A 21,366-nucleotide genomic window follows, 5' to 3' on the forward strand; every position below is an offset into this window, starting at 1 on the left:
AAGCCCTGCAAGAGAATTCGAAATGAAAGGCTTTGTCGAATTCGATCATGGGGCTAGCGTAAAAAATGAGGGGGCGTAGCCGCATCGTCCATAGGGCGTAAAAAGAGAGTAATGGATCACAACAGGCCTAAATGACGGGCCCGGGCTAACGCTTCCGTACGGCTCGCCGCGCCGATTTTTCCGTAGATATTGCGAATGTGCGCCTTTACGGTGGCGGGCGCCAGGAATAAGCGGTCCGCGATCTTCTTGTTGGGGAGCCCTTCGTAAATCAGCGTCAAGACCTCCATTTCCCGTTTACTTAATTCCTCCAGCAAGCCTCCTGGTTGGGACAGCGTCGCTTCTTCTTGCGCCGGCGCAGGTTTCTGCGGGAGGGGATTAATTTGCAGCTTTTCCAAGTAAGCCTGACTCGTCTCGGCGACATTCAGGTTGGCGTATAGTGGCTTCAGACAGGCCTCGTCCGCCAGGAACATAGCGACGAAATCGTTACTTTCACCCAGCGCCAAAGCTTCGCTTAGCAGTCTCCGCGCCGCTTCTGGCTGATTTTGTCCCGCCAGGGCGGCGGCGTGCAGAAGTTTCGCTTGCGCCTGATAGCGTGAAGAGTTGTGGCTCTCGGCGAGGGCTTGTATAAGCTCGGAGGTCTCTTGCAAATTGGGCCATTGCTGTTTATGGAGAAAGTATCGCGCTTGTGCTGACAGGTTTTCCATACCCTCGAAAGGAGAGGTCTCCGTGGTGATTTTACTCAGAATCTGAGCGTACACGGACTCTGCATGCAGCATGTCGCCTTTATCCAGCAGACAATGCAGCTTACCGGCCATTACCGGTGGGGCGAACGCAGCCAGCTCGCGCTGGTTATGCTCCAACTGCTCGCGAGCCTGCTCGTAGTGACGTAGCGCCTGTGAATAATCGCCGCAATGTCGATTGAATTCCGCCCAGGTGTAGTAAGTGATGAGTTTTTGTTGCGGCTCGGCGTTATCCACGAATGGCAACATGGGTTTGAGAAAGCGCTCGGCATGTTCCGGATTGTTCAAGGCGCAATGGATCAGCACCAGCGAGCTGTTGAGCCAACAAGAGACAATGTTGGGCTCGGGGCCGTCTTTATGGTAACTCTGCACCCAGAGCTCAGTTTGCCGGAATAAGTTGATCGCATGCAGAAAATCGCCTTTGATTTGCATGATCCACAGCAGCAGGCCCAGACTGGAAAGCACCGTGGAGAAGCGTTGCTCCAGTTTGCCCAGTGTCACAGCTTCCTTCAACGCCGCCATGGCGTCATCCAGTCGGCCCAGGCCGTAGTAGTCGTTGCCGAGGCCGAAGTAGGCCAGGGACTTGATCGGGGCGTTGATTTGCTGCAGATCCTGTAAGACGGACTGCGTCAGAGCGCTGGCGGTCTGGATGTCTTTACGACTTCGCGCGGCGTAGGCTTCCAGCAGGCGTAACTCATGGCGCACCGTATCATCCTGCTCGGGCAGTAAGGGGTGCTTCTTCGCCGCTTCCACCAAGTCGGGAATGGCGGCGAATTGATTGTCGTAAAGCAGGCACCATATTTTAAGCAGCTGTAAACGCAGTGACTGGTTCAGCAATTCTTGCGGAGCGTCATTAAGCCATTCAATGATGTAAAGATGATAGCCCTGGCGCACCAGTTGGTTTCCGATGTTTTCCAGAGTGGATTGCAGCAGGTCCCAGGCCTGAATGTGCATGATCAGTTGCACGGACTCCAGATAGAGCCGGCGCTCCAGGCTGGCTTGCACGACTTGGCGACAATGCTGCAGATGAACGTTCGGCTGGCGTTGCCTTAAATAGTGCAATGCGCCATCGCGGAAAAGCTCATGGAAGCGAAACCACTGGCCGGCGTCATCCAGAGGAATTAGAAACAGGTTGCGCGCCGCCAGTTCCTGCAATATCTGATGGCTGTCATGAGCGCCTCTGACCAGATCGCACAGCGCTACGTCAAAACGGGCGGCTCCGGCCATTTCCAGGATGAACTCACGCAGGTGGGTCGGCAAATCGTCCAGTACTTCCTGGGCGACATAATCGTCGATTTCTTTTTTTGCCTGGGCTAACGCCTGCTCAAACTTTTCGTTCGATAAGGCTCCGTCCGCCCGCTTCAAATCCGCTTGTGACAACAGTTGTAAAGCCGCCGCCCAACCGCCGGTAGAGCCAACGACGCGAGCGGCGGCCTCTGGACTGACCTTGACGTCCAATGCGAGGGCGAATAAGTCTGCGACCTCTCGCGAATCGAACACCAGGTCTGCGGAATAGAGCAGTCTGGCGTAGCGTTTCACTTTCCAGCGAGCGAGAGGAAATGACGGCTCGTTGCGGGACGTGACGATCAAGGTGAAGTTGGCGGGCGCGAAGTCCACCAGATAGGTCAGGCCGTCGAGGATATCCTTGTTGGCGATGTGATGCAGGTCGTCGAGAACCAGCACAAAGTGGCGATCCTGATGCAGGTGAAGTTGATTGATTAACGCGGTCACCAGTACTCTGGCGTTGGCGTGCGCAGTCTCCTGCAGCCGCGCGCGCAGCTCCGCGACATCTTCCAGTCCGTTACGACGCAATCCTTCTACGACATAGCCCCAGAACGTAGAGGCGGAATTGTCTGCGGGGTCAAGCGAGATCCAGCTGGTGAGCGCATGATGAGATTGCGTCCATTGCCGCGCCAGTGTGGATTTTCCAAAGCCGGCGGGCGCAACGAGACCAATAAAGCGGGCGCTGCCGGGCGCGCCGATGCGGCGAAGCAGGCGCTGGCGCGTTAGCAGGCTGTCGTCGAGGCGAAGCGGGAAAAGTTTGGTTTCGAGAACGATCATGCGCAGAGTGCAGTCAGTATGGCCAAAAGCGGGTTTCAGTCTTTCTGGAAACTGAAAACTTGTCAACTGAACTCAATTAAATCAAGGAAATATGCGCATCGGACCCCGTTAGATGCAATTCTTTAACGGGGTTGTGGATATACAGAAGCGTTAACCGCTTGCGTCAATCTTCAGAAGAACGCGTATTTGACGCCGATAATCAACAACATGCTCGCCAGAGCGGGGCGCAGCACCTCCGAAGGCATCCGTTTAGCCAGGGCGGTTCCGAAATGGATCGCAGGCAGAGAGCCAATCAACAGACTGCCGAGCAGGTAGTAGTCTATGTTCCCCAACTGCATGTGCCCAAGACCAGCAATGAAGGTCAGGGGAACGGCGTGAGCGAGATCCGTACCGACGACGCGGGACGAAGACAAAGCGGGATAAAGCAACATGAGCAGGGCTGTGCCGATAGCGCCTGCGCCGACGGAGGACAATGTCACAAACACGCCCAAGATGACGCCCATAAATACGGTGACCCCAGCGCGCCGCTCGTCGCTCATGACCGTCGCCCCGGAGCTGGTGCGCAGCAAACGGTCTTTAAATAGAAGCACGGCGGCGGTGACGATCAGCATCAGCCCCAGGCTGGTGGTCAACAGGTGTTTATACGCTTCCGGATGAGGGAAGTAGTGCGCGAGAATCTGGGTGGTGATAATCGAAGCGGGAATGCTGCCAGCGCCCAGGGTGGCGGCCAGCTTCCAGTTCACTGTGCCGCTGCGGGCGTGAGTGACGACGCCGCCGGACTTGGTGATAGCGGCGTAGAGCAGATCGGTGCCGATCGCTGTATGCGCGGGAAAGCCGAAAAGAATCAGCAACGGCGTCATCAACGAACCGCCGCCAACGCCTGTCAAACCGACCAAAAAACCAACGCCGGCCCCGGCGACAATATATAAAAGAATTTCCATAGAGATGGTCTAAACTAACAAATGCGTAATAAGCCAAGAATTATTTGGCCAATCTAGCTAGATTTATCTATTCTTAAAAAGAATATTTATTTATATTTTTATCTCCAATTATAATAACGCCGGGCTGCAAGGAGACCATTCAATGAAACTGCAACAGCTGAGATACATATGGGAAGTCGCCCATCATGATCTCAACGTGTCCGCCACTGCTCAGAGTCTTTACACCTCACAACCCGGCATCAGTAAACAAATCCGTCTGCTGGAGGATGAACTGGGCGTGGAGATTTTCTCTCGCAGCGGCAAGCACCTCACCAGGGTGACGCCGGCGGGAGAGACCATCATTAAAGTCGCCGGTGAGATTCTGCGTAAGGTCGATGGCATCAAGCAGATCGCGCAGGAATTCAGCAATCAGCGTAAAGGCGACCTTAGCATCGCCACGACTCACACGCAGGCGCGATATGCGCTGCCTTCCATCATTCGCAGTTTTATTCAGGAATATCCAGAAGTTTCGTTGCATATGCATCAGGGCACGCCAATGCAGATCGCGGAAATGGCGGCGGACGGCACCGTGGACTTTGCTATCGCCACGGAGGCGCTGGAGCACTTTTCGGATCTGATCATGATTCCCTGCTACCGCTGGAACCGCTGTGTGGTGGTGCCGAAAAACCATCCTCTGGCCGAGAAGAAGAAGCTAGAAATAGAAGATGTGGCGGCGTTCCCCATCGTCACGTACGTGTTCGGTTTTACTGGTCGCTCCAAGCTAGATGAAGCGTTTAGTGAAAAAGGGCTGACGCCGAAAGTGGTGTTCACCGCGGCGGATGCCGACGTTATCAAAACTTATGTGCGACTGGGGCTGGGCGTGGGCATTATCGCCCGCATGGCGTATGACCCGGTGGCGGACTCCGATTTGGTGGCCCTGGACGCCAGTAAGCTGTTTCGTCCCAGCACGACGAAAATCGGGTTTCGGCGTGGGACATTTATTCGCGGTTACATGTACGAATTTATCCAGCGTTTCGCACCCCATCTCACCAGAGAACTGGTGGACCAGGCGTCCCAAAAGGCCAGCAAGGCGGAAATCGAGGAGCTCTTCGAAAATATCAGCCTGCCCACATATTAGAGGCTGCAGCGGGCAGGCTGGTAGGGCTCAGCTTTTGAGATTGCCTGCATGAAGCCCGCATTCCTTGATGGTGGACTCCTCCCACCACCAGCGTCCTTCACGCTCATGCTGATTGGGCAGCACTGGCCGTGTGCAGGGCTCGCAGCCGATACTGATGAACCCTTTTGTATGCAGCTCATTGTATGGAACATCGAACATACGGATGTAGTTCCACACGTCTTGTGACGTCCAGTTCGCTAATGGATTGAATTTGATCAACGGGCGATCTGGCGCGCCAAACGCGGCGTCTTCTTCCACTAGCGCGACCTTATTGCGTGTGCTGGGGCTTTGATCTTTTCTTTGTCCGGTGATCCAGGCGTCGACGGTTGCAAGCTTACGCCGCAACGGCGCGACCTTGCGAATGCCGCAGCATTCGGAATGGCCGTTTTTATAGAAGCTGAAAAGCCCTTTTTCCCTCACCAGACGCTCCAGTTCCTCTGCGTTGGGCGATAGCGTTTCAATCTGTAGATTATAGTGATCGCGTACTTTTTCGATAAATCGATAAGTCTCTGGATGCAGGCGGCCTGTGTCCAATGTGAACACCTGGATATTCTTCTTTAGCTTGCTGGCGATTTCTATCAGGACCACATCTTCTGCGCCGCTGAACGAAATTGCGATATTGTCGTAAAGCTCCAACGCTTTGCGCATCACTTCCTTCGGGCTCCACTCTTCCATCTCCCTGGCGAGTTCCTTTACATCATATTCGGGTGTCATCAACTAGCGCCTTGTAGCAGAGAAATTAGACGCCTGTAGGCTAACAAATTGCTGATAGAGCTAAAAATAATAAAGACTTATATCTAAAGAACGAAAACAAAAAAAGGAGGCCAAGGGGCCTCCCAAGATTTGATTCTAAGCTGTTGACACAAAAGGTCTGTGTCACTACGAGAAGAAGTGTAGACCAAGAAAAAAATAATGCCTCTTGAAAACAGTCAACTTTACGGTTGGATGTGGCGAGATGTGACTGCGCGCCAATACTTCTGATAATTAAGGCTTGATGCTGTGGGATAAGACAACGAGGGGGCGAATAAACGCTAAAAAGAAAAAAGGAGGCATATAGAGCCTCCTAATTCGGTCGGTGGCTGCTTCTGCAAGGGTTTATCACCACCGTGATTTTAGTATAGTCCATTTGGATTAAGTGTGTCTGCATGTTTAACTGTAAAGACTTGTAACCGATCAAAACTCATAATCAGATTAGGGACTTTCTGCGGACGTAGAGAAATTATTAATATGGCAATGATATTGGCATGTTAATGATCAGGCGCATGGATGCGCCTGCGCGGCGGCAAGCCGCGGGAGACAGGGCCTGACATGCGCAGGCCCTGTCGTTGCAGACAAATAGAAGGAAGCTATTTGTCTGCCTGGTTAATATTAGACTGAATGTGATTTAGCGAGAGTGAGGAATTCTATAGATCCGGGGCGTCAAACAGCCGTCCCGGACAGAAAGCCGGGACGTGGCTAAATATTGAGTTAGAGGTGATTAAGAGACGGTGATTAAAGGATTTGATTCGCCAGAACTAACGTCAGAGTTAACCCTAACGCATTGAACGCAACCAGCCCAGCAAGCTTTTTTACGCTGATGTACATCGGACTCTCCTCTATAGTTTCATCTTGTTATTTTTTTCGTAAACTTATGTGAATTCTTGTTTACATCTTTAACCGATTTTAGCTTTATCTATCGAATATGCAACCCCCTGCTAAACCCTTATGATTAAGGCGTTTTTTAATGGAATGCAGGACTGCTCTGGGCTGTTGTCGGGCGCGGCTTCACGCCTGGGTCGAGCGGCGTCAATGCGAGTCTCTGCGGATATCGAATGAATTAAAGATGACAGGAGTGAGTCGTGGAACTTGCGTGTCTTGATTTGGAAGGGGTGTTGATACCCGAAATATGGATCGCCTTTGCGGAAAAAACAGGGATAGAAGCTTTACGCGCGACGACCCGGGATATTCCGGACTACGATGTGTTGATGAAGCAGCGGTTGGAAATCCTTGATGAGCATGGCTATGGATTGCCGGATATACAATCCGTTATTGCTATGCTGGACCCGCTTCCTGGAGCGCAGGAGTTTGTCGCCTGGCTGCGACGTCGATTTCAGGTGGTGATTTTGTCCGATACATTCTACGAATTCGCGATGCCATTAATGGAGAAGCTAGGCTGGCCGACATTGTTATGTCATCGTCTGGAAGTCGATGAGAACGGTAAAGTGACGAATTACTTGTTGCGCCAGAAGGACCCAAAGCGGATGGCGGTGCAGGCGTTTCACGGTCTGAATTACCATGTGATTGCGGCGGGAGACTCCTACAACGACACGACTATGCTGGCGGAAGCGGACGCTGGTATTTTGTTTAAGGCGCCCGACAACGTTATTGCTGAATTTCCGCAGTTTCCCGCGGTGCATAGCTACGACGAACTGCGCGCGGAATTTATTAAAGCCAGTCGCGTGGTAACGGATTAAACTTCGCGTTTGCCGGGCAAGTCTCCGCCGAGGGCTTCAACGATGTGCCTGATTTTTACAACGGACTCATTGTATTCCGCAAGGCATTTAGAGTCCGCAACGATGCCGCCTCCGCCCCATACATGCATGTCGCCCTGTCGACAGGTCATGGTGCGGATGGCGATATTGCTGTCCATGCGTCCGTCATTGGACAGGTAAAATACGCTGCCGCAATAAACGCTGCGCGCGTGACCTTCCAGTTCATCAATGATTTCCATCGCCCGCTTCTTGGGGGCGCCTGTAATCGATCCGCCTGGCGAACAGGAGATCAGGGCGGCGAAGGGGGAGACATCGTCGCGCAGGGTGGAAGTCACCGTACTGACCAGGTGATGAACATTGCTGTAGGTTTCCAGAGCGCAGAGCTTTTCGACTTTGACGCTACCGATATTGGAAATCTTACCCAGATCGTTGCGCAGAAGATCTACGATCATTACGTTTTCAGCTCGGTCCTTGGGACTGGAGGTAAGGTCCTCAATGTGGCGAAAATCGTCGTCGGCGCTGGCTCCGCGCGGGCGGGTGCCTTTGATGGGTTTGGTGACGACATCGCGGTCCTGCACCGTAAGAAACTTCTCCGGCGAGAAGCAAAGCAGATCGCCCTGACCACTGCGGAAAAAGGCGGAGTAGGGAGCTTTGGCCACCTGTCTGACTTTTATATAGGCTTCCAAAGGATCGCCTGTATAAGCGCCTGAAAAACGTTGTGTCAGGTTAATTTGATAGCAATCCCCAGCGAGAATGTATTTCTTGATTCTGGCGAATTCGTTTGCGTACTGTTCGTAGCTCCAGTCAGGCGAAATCGCTCGCGTTACGCTAAAGGTCTCTGTGGCGGGGCGCCCTTGCTGCAACAGGCTTTGGAATGCCGCATCCCCGAACCCGGTAATAATTTGTTTATCGTGTTCTACGACCAGGTAATGATCGTAAGCGCCAATGCAGGCGGAGGGAAAAATGGATTTTCGACGCCAGTTACGGTCGCCAAGCAGTTGATTGCGTCCAAATTCGTAGCTAATGAATCCGATCAGGCCCCCCTTGAAACAAGGGGTCGGTCGGACAGCGCGTGGGAGCTGGGCAAGCGCCAGCAGGTCGGTATAGGAGATGGACGTCTCCGTCTCATCGGGACGAGTAAGAAAGTGGTCGTTTTCCTGACTGCGAACTATCCATTCCGGATCGCAGGCGATAATTTCAAAGGCGCGTCCCTCCTGGGTTCGACTGTCCAGCCAACAAAAGCCCGGACGGGAAGATAGCGAGTGAATGACGGCGTTATAGTCTGCGTAGGGAATAGTGAAAACTGACATCAACAAATATTGGCCTGGTAAAAAAGCGCCTCTTCCGGCGCCCGATAAGCGCCAGTGGCTCATTAATCCGACATTCTAACCCTCCGGCTTCCATTTTTCAGGCGCTCGGACGGCGGCGTTTCGCGGCCGGACTTCTTATTGTCTTACGTCTATTGGCTTTAGCGGTCTCAAAAGACTGCGGAATTGTAGTGTTAGCGAGCGCATATTTGAAGTTGCTCACGTTTTTAAGTCGCTGGCGATGGCGTTTCGATCTGGAAATGGGCCGCAGTTCTTCGTTTGGTTGAGCCCAAGGGGAAGGGATTCACGAGAGGGAAATGTTCAAAAGGCGTTTTTGGGTAGGGCTTGTCGGAACGTATATAGGCCAGATGGCCAAATACTGTCTACCCGTTAACACTTCTTAACAAATGGCGTGTTTTCTGTAATTTCATTCACGGATTCGCCGGTAACACAACCCTACACTGGCCCCGTGATTGTGAAACACAAAACAAACAAAAACGAAACGTTTCACAATACTCAGGCGGTTGTAATTAGACGCTAATTGTTTGTTTTTAAATGGAATTCTAGACGCATATTAATAATATGGAAACTGTGAGAGTAATCACGGAAAACCAATGAAGCGTAAACTAAATTAACAATCGCTCAGAATTATTCGGTCGGTTGTCGAACAATTTGTTCGATTGTTGACCGGTAATCTGAAGCTCACGAGAGTTTCCTGAAATTAAAAAAATAAACATTAGGAGAATTTTAATGAAAGGCCTGAAAAAATTAGTTTTGGTATCTGCTATTGCTGCTGCTCCTCTGGCGGCTCAAGCTGAACTGAAAGCAGTTGACGACGCTGTACTGGCGGACGTTTCCGGTCAAAGCGGATTGGTCATCGAAGCCGGCTTCGGTTCTTTGACTTACTCAGACATCGCTGTAATCGCTGACAGCGACTGGGATACTGACGCAGGCATCCACATCGACGCGTTCAAATGGGAAGTTGACGTAGAAGCATGGGATTCCGCTTCTAACGCTACTCTGGGCGCTTCTACTGGCGCGCTGGGCGGCTTCATCGCAAAAGACATCTCCATCAACGGTAGCGTTGACGTCACTATCGATGCTCTGGCTGACGCAGCCACTCTGGGCACCACCAACCTGGGTGGTATCGGCATCACCTTCGCAAACTCCGACATCAACATGCGCGTAGGCGACATGGGTGTTTACCTGAACCAGACTGGTCTGGGTCAAGTTAACAGCATGGGTTCTGTTGAAATCATCGGTATGAACCTGGACGGTCTTGAACTGGTTGTTCACGGTAACTAATACCGGGCGGACCTGAGGGTCAGCCGATTGATGAGGAAAAGGCATCGTATCAGATGCCTTTTCTTGCAAATATCTCTTAAGCATCCATTTGTTCTGCAGTATTAAAAATATCCTTTCTAAGACAGACGGCTTACGCATGGTCCCGGCGGACATGGCGTCGCCCCTGATTCGCGCGGAGCGAGAAGCTCTGACGCGCCCGTAGTAACAAAAGGCTCTAGAGATGTAAGGAGTGTGGAGGGGAGTATGAAAAAGACTGTGTTTGTTTGCGCAGCAGTGTTCTCCACGGCAGTAATGGCCGAACTAAAACCAATCAACGATCAGCAACTGAGTGACGTGGTGGGGCAGGCGGCTCCTGTTATCGAAATCAACGGCCAAGTCACTTATGAGGCGGTCGCCTACACCAATCCCGATGGGGTGCGGGAGGTGATTTATCCTGGTCAGACATCAAGCGATGGCGCGGTACATGACGATCACGTCTCTCTGCAGGGGATGACCTTTGGAACTCCGCGGACAGGAACGATTGTCGATCTGTTTACGGCCGTCTTGCCTTTGCGTTATGGCGAGATTGACACCAACGGAGACGGCGTAGAAGACCGCGGCGCAGCGATATTCAGTTTCCAGCCTAATGTAGGGCTCGGCACAGGGTTTATGCCGCTGGATATCCAGCAGAGCGATACTTCTGTGAACATAGATGATCAGGTTTTTCTTACCAAGCAGGGGCTGGTGATTCTCAACGCCCCGATCAATACGGATATTATTAATGTCGGCGCAGATGCCTATAAACTGACGCCGATAAAGATGTTCTGAAAATATCTGATTGCGTCAGGCTGGTATGGAAGCCTGTGTCTGGCGCGCCTGCTTTGATAATCAGCCGAAGCGAATAGTATTTGTCATCCGGCTGGTGCTTCTTATATGGCTCCGCAAATAAAAAAGCTCACTGGGTCAGTGAGCTTTTTGCGCTTCTACTGCTGGGGCATCGTCAGCGTCAGATCAAAACCGCCACTGTCCCGGGGAACTAAATCAATCATGCCGCCCTGGATTCGTTCGGGGATGATGATATTGTCCACGCCAGGTAGGTTGTTTCCGATGGTGATGGTCAACTGCTGACCGTTGGATTGCAGGTTCAACTGGTCGCCGTAAGGCAGTTGCGCCATGTCCGGGTTTAAGGGAGACAGAATCTGTTGGAATGTGAAGGCGCCATCTGGAATCACCAGGTCCGGATGAGGCAGCGGGCGTTCGCTCAGCGCCGCCAGTTCCGGCTGCGTATAAGGAATAAAGGCCAGCTCCCGTATCACTTGGGCGGCCGCTTCAGAAGAGTCCTCAAACTGCTGCTGGTCCACCGTCAATGCAGTGTTAAGCTCCGACTGCTCTTCCGCCTCCGTCTTCACGGGCTCGCCAGGTCCGATAGTGTAGGTGACGACCCGCTTCTTCTCCGGTTTTTTGGGGGTTGGAGTAACGATGATTGTGGAATCTTTGATGTAGGTGTCGGTCAACTCGCCGCTCGTCATTGATTTGACTTCAGCGCGGGCGGTCAGAACGAGGCCGGTGGCGGCCAATCCGAGCAAAATCCTTGAGTAGTTCATAGCAGCGCCGTGTTTTACAGTTTCGTGTTAAACGTAAATCTTCCAACAACCGATTCCCTTGCGCCCGCCGAACAGCATGCGTGGATAAAAAATAATTGCGTTCGGCCACAAGCGTTTAGGTGGAATCCAGTTTTACTGCGTATACTTACATTTTCAACCGATTGATTCGCAAAAGCCACTGTATCGCGCGAATTTTGATTAATTTTTGTAAGCCTGTTACTTGGCCTGCAAAAGATAAGGACAGAAGTTAAGTAGTAGTTTTATGGCAACCGGCATCAAGCATAAATCAGGCGCGCGCATTGGCGGTCAACTTGGGCGTCGCATCGATAAGTGGGTGGAAAAGCGCCTGCCGCCGGTGGAGGAAGTCACTCTTTCGCATCGGGCGATCTTTGTATTGCCTACGCGGTGGGGCGTTGGCTTTGTGATGTTGGCGGGGCTGATTCTTCTAACCGGGATCAACTATCAAAACTCCATGATTCTGGCTGTGGGTTTCTTTCTTATTTCCATTTTCGTGGTCAACATTCTTATCGCCTACCGAAATATGTCGGGACTGGTCATCCGCTTTCATCGCGCGGCCTCCTGTTTCGCTGACGAACTGGCCGGGTTTGAATTTCTGGTGACGGCGTCGGAACATGGCTCCGCTGCAGTGCAACTTGGTTGGACGCCGGACAGTTATGTCACCTTGGATTTAGAACCGAATGCACAGCGGCGCGCGGTGATTGAATGCCGCTGTCGCAAACGAGGCTGGCTGACGCCAGGGCGCATGCTGATTACGTCTACTTATCCAATGGGACTGATTCGCGCCTGGTCCTGGCAGGACCTGAACGCCAAAGCGCTGGTTTATCCCAGGCCGGCGTCGCAACCGCAGTTCAAGTGGAGCGCTTCCCTGGCTGAAGGGGAAGGTAAGGGCGATTCACACATGGTGGGGCAGGAAGACTTCGCCGGGCTGCGCACTTATGTTCCCGGCGAGCCATTAACTAGAATTGCCTGGAAGAAGTATGCGCAGCAGGGGGAGTTGTACAGCAAGGAATTCAGTCAACCGGAATTGGACCCGGACTGGATTGACTTTGATGCTTACCAGGGGATGGAAACAGAGCTGTGTCTGTCAATGCTGTGCGCCCAGATCCTGGAGCTGGAGCAAAAAGGAACGCCTTATGGATTGCGCATGCCCGGCTGGGCGTGCGGGCCTGGCTCAGGACTTGAGCACCGCAATAAATGTCTGACCGCCCTGGCGAAGTATCCTGATCATGTTTAAGCGAAGTTTTGATGAATCACCCGCTCTGGATACGCGGGCGCTGGTGTGGATGGTGGTTTCACTGGCCGCCGCCGCAGGCGCGCATTGGAACCATGTGCCGGTGTGGCTGCTTGGATTCGCATGTGTCTCCGTGTTTTGGCGCACCAGGGTATATCAGGGAAAATGGCCTGCGCCCTCGACCTGGGTGAAAGGCGGGGTCATGGTGGTCACCTCCGTAGCTTATGTGTTCTCTACGCAGGCGCAGTTTACGGTGGAGACGGCGGTTGGCTTTTTCGTGCTGGCTTATGCGCTGAAATTGCTTGAGCTGAATCAGCGGCGCGACGCCTTCCTGTTCAGTTTCATGACCTTGTTTTTGCTCTGCCTCGGCTTCCTGTTCAGCCAGTCCCTGTTCGTCAGTCTGTATATTCTCATTGCAATGGGACTGAGCTTCGTCGCCTTGATGGCGGTGAACCAGTCGCTGAAGTCTCGCTCTATAGGCTCCACTTTCAAGGGTGTGTATGGCTCCATGGCTGTGGCGGCGCCTTTGTTGATCGTGATGTATCTGTTCTTTCCCCGCTTCGGACCCTTATGGGCGATGCCTCTGAAAAGCACCACCGCGTTTACCGGGCTTGATGAAACCATGTCGCCGGGAGACGTGGCGAATCTTGCGCAGTCAGGCGAGCGCGCTTTTCGAATCGTGTTTAACGGACAGCGACCGGCGTACCGGGATCTTTACTGGCGCGCTTTGATCTTGGACCGCTATGACGGAACGAGCTGGAAGCGCTCATTCAGTCAAACTAATCGCGACAGACAGGGTGCGGTTAGACCGGGCGCCAGAACCCAGACAGAACAATGGGACTATGAGGTGCTGCTGGAGCCCCATAATCGTGAATGGGGCTTTGCGCTGGACGACGCCAAGGTGGCGCGGGGCGCGCCTTTCTCGACGCCGGATCAGCTGGTGAGATTCATGAGAGACGTGAAGTCCCCTGAGTGGTACCGCGTCATCAATCAGGCGGAGGAATATAGGGAAAGCGATCAAAGCTTCGCCCGCTTCAGCGGCTTGCCGCAGGGCTCGAATCCGCGCGCAGCGGAATGGGCCAGACAGTTGCGTGAAACGTCGCCCGACGCCGCGACTTTTATAAAAACCGTATTGACGCATTTTAACGAGGAGCCGTACGCCTATACATTGTCGCCGCCATTACTGACTTCGCAGCATAGAATCGACGAGTTTTTCTTCGACACGCGTCGCGGCTTTTGCGAGCATTACGCCAGTACGATGGCGTTCATTCTGCGCGCGGCTAACATCCCATCGCGAGTGTTGGCCGGGTATCAAGGCGGAGAGTGGAACGAACAGGGTGGCTTTCTGGTGGTGCATCAGTATGATGCCCATGCCTGGGTGGAGGCATGGTTGCCAGAGCGCGGCTGGGTGCGTGTCGATCCGACGGCGGCGGTGGCGCCGCAAAGGGTGGAGTCGGGTATTAGAGACGCTGTCGCGGAAGAGGGCACGTTCCTGCAAAATACACCGCTGTCCCTGGCCAGATATAACCATATCGGCATTTTCGCCTGGGTGACCAATAATCTGGAATACATGAATTACATGTGGCAGAAATGGGTCGTCAACTACGATCAGGAGAAGCAGAGCAGTTTCTTCAAACGCTGGTTTGGCGATAGCGACATAAAGACGATGCTGATGATACTCGCAGGCGTCTCCGTGGCGGTCTTTCTGGCGCTGTCATTACTGACCCTCAAGGCGGAGTGGCGGCGCAATAAAGGCGATCCCATGGTGCGTTTGTATCGATCTCTTTTGAGTCGAATGCATAAGAAGGGGCTGGTTCTGGATGCTGGACTGACGCCGGGACAGGCATTGGCGCTGGCGACTAAAAAGTGGCCGCGGCAACGCAAAATGCTGCAGCAGATATTCAGCGAGTTTGAGCGAAACCTGTATGCGGACGACGCAGGCGGCGGCCCGGACAGAGTGCGTCGTCTGAAACGAGATATCAAGCAACTTGTGTTGACGCCTTGAGTCGCTGGAACGTCCTGATAAGGCCGGATTGCTGATAAACACATTTGGATATGCCTGCGTGGCGGCGAGTCGCGGGAAACAGAGCCTCACCTATACGGGTCCTGACGGCGCAGACAAATAGAAACTGAATTGAACAGAATAGAGTACTGATGTCCGATTTGACGGAAATATCCTTGGATCAACTTCCCTGGCTCAGCAAAACCTGGCGGGACTGGGTAGGACTGGCGCACAACGATAAAGTGCCTTCCGCTATTTTAGTGGCGGGGCAAAGCGGCGTTGGCAAGAATCGCCTGACTTCTGAATACGCCAAGTTTCTATTGTGTGAGCAGGCTAAGCGCCTTGAACGTCCCTGTGGCGATTGTCGCTCTTGTAAGTTGATAGAAGCGGGGACGCATCCCGATTTGCAATGGGTGGCCCCAGAGGACGGCGCCAAGGCCATAAAAATTGATCAGGTGCGCGGACTGGGAGATTTTATCTACGCCAAGCCGCAAATCTCCCGTCGCCGAATATGCGTGCTCACCCCGGCGGAAGCGATGAACGCCTATTCCGCCAACGCCATATTGAAAACACTGGAAGAGCCGCCCGCCAGCGTCGTCATTCTGCTGGTCTCACAGCAAATCAGCCTGCTGTTGCCGACGATTCGCAGCCGCTGTCAGATCTATACGCTGGCTGCGCCAGATAGAGAGTCCGTCGTGAATTGGCTGACCCAACTGGATGTGCCGAAAGAGCGCGCCTATAGTTTGACGGAAAGCGCCGGTGGTCGCCCTCTTACCGCTTTGGCATGGCACAGTCAGGACATACTGGAGTTACGGGCGGAAGTATTGGCGGACTGGCTCAACTATCTGGAGGGGCGCGTGGATGCGTTTACCCTGGCGGAAACCTGGAGCAAGCTTGATCTTGAACGGCTGGCGGATTGGCTGGCTATCTGGCTGAAGCAACTGCTGACCGCCACGCAGATAGGTGAAGGTGAGGGGAGCGAGACGGAAGCGACTTTAGCGGGCGTGGGCGCACGTCTGGATACTCAGCAGCTGGTTTCACTCTATGCTGAGCTAATCGAAATAAAGCGATCTTTGGTGGAGCAGCGCAACCTGAACCCGCAATTAATGTTGGAGAGCTGGTTGCTGGCGAATAAGCGTGTGCGCAAGCGCAGGAAATAATCGCCTCTACCGAGTGAGTCATGTTCGGTAGCTTCGCCTCTATAGTGGCTATACGCTCGCAAATAGTGGCGATACGCTCGCAAACCGGATCGTCATACGCTCCTTTAACAGGGGCCTGGAAAACGAGTTAAGTAGTAAGTTAGCAAAAGGAAAAATACGCGCGTGGATGTTTATTGCAGATACCATCCCACCCATGGCGCCAACTGGCAGTGCCTGGGGTGCCATGTTCAGCTTTGCGGTAGTTGCGTTCCGGTAAAGCCGGGCAAGGGCGCCGCTACCTGTCCCTTGTGTCAGCAGGTAATGCGGTATTCCGCGGAAGGCTCCGCGGCGGAGGTCACGCCATTCTGGCAGCGGCTGAACGACTTCTTCGCCTACCCCATGGCCAAAGACCCCATGATTTTGGTGGTCATCTGCACCCTGGTGCCGCTGGCGCTGGGTAAAGATCTGATATCTCTGATCATCGCCATCGCCCTGTTTTGCGCCCAGGTCAAATACATGTATAGCGTGATTGAGACCACCTCCAAAGGCGTGTTGAAGCCGCCTGAGCTGTTGTCCGCTTTCAGCGGCGGCGGCTTGTTGCTGGTTATCCAGCAGACTCTGATTTTCATTGCCTTCGGCGCGCTGATCGTTGTCTCCGGCATATGGGGCGGGTCTTTTCTGATGGTTCTGGCTATTGCATTTTCCGCCCTGGTGCTGCCCGCCAGCATTATGTTGCTGGCGATTGAAGGCAATGTGGTGGATGCCTTGCATCCGACGCGTCTGATCGGATTCATCTCCAGCATTGGCTGGCCGTATTTCGTTCTTTATGGCTATCTGCTTCTGCTGTTTCTGGGGCTGGGTGCGGCGCAGGACTTTGTGCTGAGCAACTTTTCCCAAACCCTGGGCTTTCCACTAGCGGGTTTTATTTCCAGTTACTTCATGCTGGTGATCTTCAATATGCTGGGGTACCTGTTGTTTCAGTATCAGCATCGCCTTGGCCTGGCGCCTGATGAAGCTCTTGATGCGCCGCCGCAGAACCCGGAAGCGCTGGCGCAGCGGAATGATAAGCTGGCGATGGCTGAAATCGACATCAATCTCAAAGAAGGGCGTTATGAGGCGGCGGCGGGGCTGCTGCGCAATCTGTACAAACGCAAACCACATGATCTGGTGGTGCTGGATCGTCTCTACAAACTGCTGTTGGAGACCAACGCCTGGCCTGAGCTTTTGAAAACGTCAAAGCCTGTCTTGCAGATGTTGGCGGACGCGGGGCGGATTCATGAGTTGAAGCTCATGTTGAGAGGGCTCTATGGCCATTTCCCCGACTACACGATCAGCGATGAGACGCTGTTGTATAACGTGGCGCAGAGCCTGTACCACTCCGGCGACTACAGGCTGACCTTGAAACTGTTGCAAGGGTTCAATTCCCGATTTCCAGAATCAGCTCACGCTGCTGACGCTATTATCGTCATGGCGCGAACGCTGGCTAACGGGCTGCACCGGGCGGATAAAGCCAAAGAATATTTGCTCTATGTGCAGAAGCACTACCCGGATCACTCTGCAACGCCGGAAATTCCTGCATGGATTGAAGCGATGGCGAAGAATGGCAGACTGCCTGAGCCAGTCGCCAAGTTTGGGCTTTCTCAATAAGGGCGCGTAATGACGCGCCCTCTCATGACGCTACTCTCAACCTTCCAGCTGTCTTAATTCGCGTTCATATTTCTGCGCCTTGACGTCCATTTGCCGCGCTTTGAGAGCTTGAATCAATGTGCGGTAGCACTCTCGCACCAACTCTGGATTGCCGATGCTTTTCACCACTACGCCGAATACCTGCTCAGCCTCTTTAATCAGGTTGTTGTTGAGGCAGGTGTTCAGGATGCGGAAGTGGTATTTGTCTTCCAGGCGGGAGTTCTCTTTGGCGTACTTTTGATACTCGCTCCAGATAAAGTAAGCGTGATTGAAGTCCTGCATCTTCAAGGCGTGTTCAAGCACTGTAATGGTGAACTGCAGGCTTTCCTGGGAATCCGGTTTCACTTTGTACAAATGGAAGAGCTGTTCCTGAATCCCTATGTGGTCCGGGTGTTTTTCCCGCAGCGCTTTGAAGCGGTCCCGCGCTCGTGGAAAGTCGACCCGTCCAACGGCGTCCATGGCGCGCGCCAGTTCTTCACGCATGGATTGGTCCTGCTCCTCCGGTGAGCGAGCCATTTCCTGTGCGGCTCGCGGCGCAAGTCGATCCAAGGGGAAGATAATGGCGGCGCCCGCCACCAGTCCTGCGGCGTGAGCGACGTAAGCGACATTAGAGTCGACATAAGTAAAGTATTCGTAAAGTTCTTTGCCCACCCATACCGGCAGCATGATTAACGCTGGTGCGCGGAAATAATTGAAGTACACGTAAAGAAAGGCGAAGAAACGGATTTGCTGCAGTCTGTAATGCGCCACATACATGCCCATCAAACCTGACACCGCCCCGGATGCGCCCACCAGCGGCGTCAGGCTGTCGCCTTCCACCATGCCGAACATAAAGCCTGATACCACGCCGCAGAACAGGTAAGCCATGATATAGAGCGCTGCGCCAAGAATGCGTTCAATGGCGAATCCAAGTAAAAACAACATGACCATGTTGCCGAAAACATGTCCGAAGCCGCCATGGAGGAATTGATAGGAGAACAGATCGGCCAGCTCCATTTCTCCAGGGATGAGTCCCATCTGCAAGTGACTGAGCTGGCTCAGGTAGTGTTCCTGGAGGTGGATGCGCTGAGACTTCCAGGTTTCAAAGGCTTCCGGCTCAATGAATTCCTGTCCGTTCTGCATCAGATAGTTAACAAACTTTCTATCGGTCAGCATGTAGGGGATCAGTTCATTCGCGCGACCCTCATTGACGGCTTTGCGCGCCTCCGCCGACAGTTCAAAACGATTATCCTGGCCCAGACCGATGTGGCGTTGCAGATAGTCGGCGAATTCCGGCGCCTCCAGTTTGACCATTTGATTCTGGTCGTAATAATGGGCTGCATCCTGCCAGATTCGATTATCTTTGCCGCCAAGGTAAAAGAATATGAAGAAATTGATGAAGATCAGCAGCAGTGTGGCGACGGGGGGCTTGCGCCAGTTGATGGTCTGTTCGGCGGGAATAATCAGCATCTTGGATCTCTAACTACCTACAGGAAAAGCACTGGGAATGGATTGAAAATTATTAGGAAATAATTATCGGAGATAAGTGGTAAACGCGCCACTGCGGCGCGCTTCCGGCGTTGGCGATCAGGCGCCTGCCGTCAACTTCTCCAAATAACGCGGCAGCAGTCGTTCTAAGCTGTCCACCAGAGTCTGCGTCTGCGGATCAACCTCAATGTTGACCTTGTCCCCCGGTTGTAGGGCGCTGAAAGTGGTGACGCGCAGCGTTTCCGGTATCAGGTTCACTCTGAATCCCTCTTTATTAACGGCCCCGATGGTCAGACTTGCGCCGTTGACGCCGATAAAGCCTTTATCGAAGACGTACTTACGCAGCCCGGGTGGCAGTTGAAAATCCAGCGCCACATTGTTCTCCGTGCGCTCGATGTGAGTCAGCACCGCGACATCATGAATATGCCCAGACATGAGATGGCCGCCAATTTCATCGCCAATCCGCGCGGCATGTTCGAAATTGACTTCATCTCCTTCACTGAGATCGCCAAGGTTGGTCAGGCGCAATGTCTCCGTCATAAGATCGAATTCAATATAGGTCCCGTCAATGCGCACCGCCGTCAAACAGGTTCCGTTGATGGCGACGCTGGCGCCTGTTTCTGTCGATGACTGGTCGGTGGGGAATTCAAACTCGTAGGTGTAAAGACCTTCGCGACGTACGGCTTTGTGTAGAGTGGCTTTGCCTTGAACGATTCCTGTAAACACGGTGGACTGATCCTTTCGCTGAGGTAAATGCTTTTTGTGCAGGTGGCCATAATAAGCGCCCATGGGCGTATTTTCTAACTTTTCAGGCTTATTACGCAGAGAATTCGAAATTGAAGAGGAGCTCAGCTGCTTGTTATGTCACGGGAAGAAGGCCCATTCGCCAAATATCCAGCTCGAATCTGAAAGCGGGATTCGGTTCTCATATCTGCAAAATGCGGGTTTTTCTAATGAATTCAGATAACTGGCGCGTCTATTGCTAACGTCTATTGCTAAATGGGTCGATATTGACGAGGTTTTGACGCTGTGCGCGCTGGTGACCCGTCCACGTTATTACTCTATAGTTTTCGATATGAAGATACATAACCCTAATGATTTTGAGTTAGATCCCAAGACGCTGCGGTCATTGGCCCGTGGCGATATGGACCCGGTGCGACGTGCGGTAGAGGAGCACAGGAGCAATACGCTACCCGCCGCCAAGGAGCCTCAGACCACTGCGAAGTCTCCTGCTAAAACGCCTGTGGCGCCGAAGTCGGACCCACGCGCCAACAAAGATCTGGCTAAGGCGAACCGTAACAGCCCTGCGGCGCCTGTTCAGACCGCTAAAAAAGCGGAACCGAAAAAGGCGGATGCGGCGGAGAGTGAAGAGGACCGCAAGCGCCAATATCGGGAGACCCTGGCGCAGCGCAACCAACTTGCTCAGATTCTCCGAGAGTGTGAGGCGCTTGAAGTCATGAATTATGAAGTTCTGGCGATCAAACACTATCCGCAGACGATTGATTTGATCAGCGCCCGGCGGCGCAGGGATCTCTGGCTCTTGTCGTGCCTGCTCAGTTTCGCTGTGTTTCTGATTGGCTGGCAGGGCGGACTTAACGCCTGGGTCGCCGGCATCGCTTTTGGTTTCTTCGTCGCCTTATCCGCACTGGCTATTCCACCGTTGCGGCGCATTTTCATTAAGAGCGCAGGATATAGCGAGCTGGTGCGGCAGAGAAAGGAGCTGGAATTTCGCGCGATCACTCATATCCGTATGCTGGAGGGCGGCAACGGGTTGGCGTATCAATGTCTGATGATGTCTCCCTACCGAAAAAGTCTGTTGGACCGACGCTATCGGCGCTTGGTCACTCTGAGCCAACAAGGACAATTGATTAAAGCCATGCGGACGGTCGCCGCAATTCGTCTCTATCTGCAGTACTTGCTGGAGGCGCAGCAAGCCTTTGAAGTAGCCAAAAATAAGTACATGGAAGCCAGCGCCAAAATAAAAACGGAATTCGCGGACTTGGTGTTGTCTGAGTCTTAATCGCGCCGCTCTTCTGCGCCGGCAGTGATGGGCGCCGCGCATGTCATTCTACCCCCCCTGTCTGTCCCAAGGCTCTCCTTTGCTCTCGACGCATATTTTGTCCTCTGGCGCCAGGAAGATCATTCCTCCGCGCGTTGTGAGAGAGTCTTGCGGACTTTCTTACGTTCTCATTCGTGCGCCTTTATGGGGCGTCTTTCCATTTGTGCCTGACTCTGTCCCATTAAAGGGCGCTAAAC

Annotated in this window: 16 protein-coding genes; 9 read left to right on the top strand and 7 right to left on the bottom strand. The window is 53.2% G+C overall.

Annotated features, from left to right (window positions below; genetic code table 11):
• Positions 1 to 116: 116 nt before the first annotated feature.
• Together HCH_RS12015 and HCH_RS12020 are read right to left on the bottom strand one after the other, a co-directional pair.
• Entirely contained in the window at positions 117 to 2,867 is a 2,751-nt protein-coding gene (locus HCH_RS12015) for a LuxR C-terminal-related transcriptional regulator (protein ID WP_041598600.1), read from the bottom strand.
• Positions 2,868 to 2,971: 104 nt separating this feature from the next.
• A complete protein-coding gene (locus HCH_RS12020) occupies positions 2,972 to 3,742 on the bottom strand; it encodes a sulfite exporter TauE/SafE family protein (RefSeq protein WP_011396514.1) in 771 nt (256 codons plus the stop codon).
• Between the two features lie 142 nt (positions 3,743 to 3,884).
• Between HCH_RS12020 and cysB the strand changes: the two genes are divergently transcribed.
• Complete coding sequence (cysB, locus tag HCH_RS12025; RefSeq protein WP_011396515.1) at positions 3,885 to 4,859, top strand: HTH-type transcriptional regulator CysB; 975 nt, start codon at positions 3,885 to 3,887, stop codon at positions 4,857 to 4,859.
• Between the two features lie 27 nt (positions 4,860 to 4,886).
• Here the strand turns inward: cysB and HCH_RS12030 are convergent, their stop codons facing one another.
• Positions 4,887 to 5,612, bottom strand: a complete 726-nt coding sequence (locus HCH_RS12030) for a phosphoadenylyl-sulfate reductase (RefSeq protein WP_011396516.1) — start codon at positions 5,610 to 5,612, stop codon at positions 4,887 to 4,889.
• 1,124 nt (positions 5,613 to 6,736) lie between these two features.
• On the opposite strand from HCH_RS12030, the gene thrH reads away from it, so the two are divergent.
• Complete coding sequence (gene thrH, locus HCH_RS12035; RefSeq protein ID WP_011396519.1) at positions 6,737 to 7,351, top strand: bifunctional phosphoserine phosphatase/homoserine phosphotransferase ThrH; 615 nt, start codon at positions 6,737 to 6,739, stop codon at positions 7,349 to 7,351.
• On the opposite strand, the gene pabB is transcribed toward thrH, so the two are convergent.
• Positions 7,348 to 8,679 (bottom strand): aminodeoxychorismate synthase component I, encoded by a 1,332-nt coding sequence (gene pabB / locus HCH_RS12040; RefSeq protein ID WP_041599483.1) that lies wholly within the window; start codon positions 8,677 to 8,679, stop codon positions 7,348 to 7,350. The genes thrH and pabB overlap by 4 nt on opposite strands.
• Positions 8,680 to 9,426: 747 nt before the next feature.
• Between pabB and HCH_RS12045 the strand changes: the two genes are divergently transcribed.
• Together HCH_RS12045 and HCH_RS12050 are read left to right on the top strand one after the other, a co-directional pair.
• Positions 9,427 to 9,981, top strand: a complete 555-nt coding sequence (locus tag HCH_RS12045) for a DUF6160 family protein (RefSeq protein ID WP_011396521.1) — start codon at positions 9,427 to 9,429, stop codon at positions 9,979 to 9,981.
• A gap of 243 nt (positions 9,982 to 10,224) precedes the next feature.
• Entirely contained in the window at positions 10,225 to 10,788 is a 564-nt protein-coding gene (locus HCH_RS12050) for a DUF6160 family protein (RefSeq protein WP_011396523.1), read from the top strand.
• A gap of 155 nt (positions 10,789 to 10,943) precedes the next feature.
• Here HCH_RS12050 and HCH_RS12055 read toward each other — a convergent pair whose 3' ends face one another.
• Complete coding sequence (locus tag HCH_RS12055) at positions 10,944 to 11,564, bottom strand: hypothetical protein (protein WP_011396524.1); 621 nt, start codon at positions 11,562 to 11,564, stop codon at positions 10,944 to 10,946.
• Between the two features lie 262 nt (positions 11,565 to 11,826).
• Between HCH_RS12055 and HCH_RS12060 the strand changes: the two genes are divergently transcribed.
• The 4 genes from HCH_RS12060 to HCH_RS12075 all read left to right on the top strand — a co-directional run bounded on the left by HCH_RS12060 (position 11,827) and on the right by HCH_RS12075 (position 17,604).
• Positions 11,827 to 12,819 carry a DUF58 domain-containing protein gene (locus HCH_RS12060; protein WP_011396525.1) on the top strand — a complete coding sequence of 331 codons (993 nt, stop codon included), beginning with the start codon at positions 11,827 to 11,829 and terminating at the stop codon, positions 12,817 to 12,819.
• Positions 12,812 to 14,821 carry a transglutaminase TgpA family protein gene (locus tag HCH_RS12065; RefSeq protein ID WP_011396526.1) on the top strand — a complete coding sequence of 670 codons (2,010 nt, stop codon included), beginning with the start codon at positions 12,812 to 12,814 and terminating at the stop codon, positions 14,819 to 14,821. The genes HCH_RS12060 and HCH_RS12065 overlap by 8 nt, the downstream gene beginning before the upstream one ends.
• 149 nt (positions 14,822 to 14,970) lie before the next feature.
• The gene (gene holB, locus HCH_RS12070; RefSeq protein WP_011396527.1) at positions 14,971 to 15,978 is read left to right on the top strand and encodes a DNA polymerase III subunit delta'; all 1,008 of its coding nucleotides are present in this window, start codon (positions 14,971 to 14,973) and stop codon (positions 15,976 to 15,978) included.
• Positions 15,979 to 16,140: 162 nt separating this feature from the next.
• Entirely contained in the window at positions 16,141 to 17,604 is a 1,464-nt protein-coding gene (locus tag HCH_RS12075) for a tetratricopeptide repeat protein (protein WP_011396528.1), read from the top strand.
• 36 nt (positions 17,605 to 17,640) lie between these two features.
• On the opposite strand, the gene HCH_RS12080 is transcribed toward HCH_RS12075, so the two are convergent.
• Together HCH_RS12080 and HCH_RS12085 are read right to left on the bottom strand one after the other, a co-directional pair.
• The gene (locus tag HCH_RS12080) at positions 17,641 to 19,092 is read right to left on the bottom strand and encodes a rhomboid family intramembrane serine protease (RefSeq protein WP_011396529.1); all 1,452 of its coding nucleotides are present in this window, start codon (positions 19,090 to 19,092) and stop codon (positions 17,641 to 17,643) included.
• Positions 19,093 to 19,209: 117 nt separating this feature from the next.
• Positions 19,210 to 19,836, bottom strand: coding sequence for a riboflavin synthase (locus tag HCH_RS12085; RefSeq protein ID WP_011396530.1), 627 nt, complete (start codon positions 19,834 to 19,836; stop codon positions 19,210 to 19,212).
• A 253-nt stretch (positions 19,837 to 20,089) separates the two neighbouring features.
• Between HCH_RS12085 and HCH_RS12090 the strand changes: the two genes are divergently transcribed.
• The gene (locus tag HCH_RS12090; protein WP_011396531.1) at positions 20,090 to 21,130 is read left to right on the top strand and encodes a hypothetical protein; all 1,041 of its coding nucleotides are present in this window, start codon (positions 20,090 to 20,092) and stop codon (positions 21,128 to 21,130) included.
• The last annotated feature ends 236 nt before the right edge of the window (positions 21,131 to 21,366 follow it).

It is taken from the genome of Hahella chejuensis KCTC 2396 (assembly GCF_000012985.1).
In the GTDB taxonomy this organism is placed as follows: Bacteria; Pseudomonadota; Gammaproteobacteria; order Pseudomonadales; family Oleiphilaceae; genus Hahella; species Hahella chejuensis.

Coding starts and splice junctions, on each gene's coding strand:
- HCH_RS12020 (WP_011396514.1), bottom strand. CDS start 3,742: ATGGAAATTCTTTTATATATTGTCGCCGGGGCCGGCGTTGGTTTTTTG.
- cysB (WP_011396515.1), top strand. CDS start 3,885: ATGAAACTGCAACAGCTGAGATACATATGGGAAGTCGCCCATCATGAT.
- HCH_RS12030 (WP_011396516.1), bottom strand. CDS start 5,612: ATGACACCCGAATATGATGTAAAGGAACTCGCCAGGGAGATGGAAGAG.
- pabB (WP_041599483.1), bottom strand. CDS start 8,679: ATGTCAGTTTTCACTATTCCCTACGCAGACTATAACGCCGTCATTCAC.
- HCH_RS12045 (WP_011396521.1), top strand. CDS start 9,427: ATGAAAGGCCTGAAAAAATTAGTTTTGGTATCTGCTATTGCTGCTGCT.
- HCH_RS12050 (WP_011396523.1), top strand. CDS start 10,225: ATGAAAAAGACTGTGTTTGTTTGCGCAGCAGTGTTCTCCACGGCAGTA.
- HCH_RS12055 (WP_011396524.1), bottom strand. CDS start 11,564: ATGAACTACTCAAGGATTTTGCTCGGATTGGCCGCCACCGGCCTCGTT.
- HCH_RS12060 (WP_011396525.1), top strand. CDS start 11,827: ATGGCAACCGGCATCAAGCATAAATCAGGCGCGCGCATTGGCGGTCAA.
- HCH_RS12065 (WP_011396526.1), top strand. CDS start 12,812: ATGTTTAAGCGAAGTTTTGATGAATCACCCGCTCTGGATACGCGGGCG.
- holB (WP_011396527.1), top strand. CDS start 14,971: ATGTCCGATTTGACGGAAATATCCTTGGATCAACTTCCCTGGCTCAGC.
- HCH_RS12080 (WP_011396529.1), bottom strand. CDS start 19,092: ATGCTGATTATTCCCGCCGAACAGACCATCAACTGGCGCAAGCCCCCC.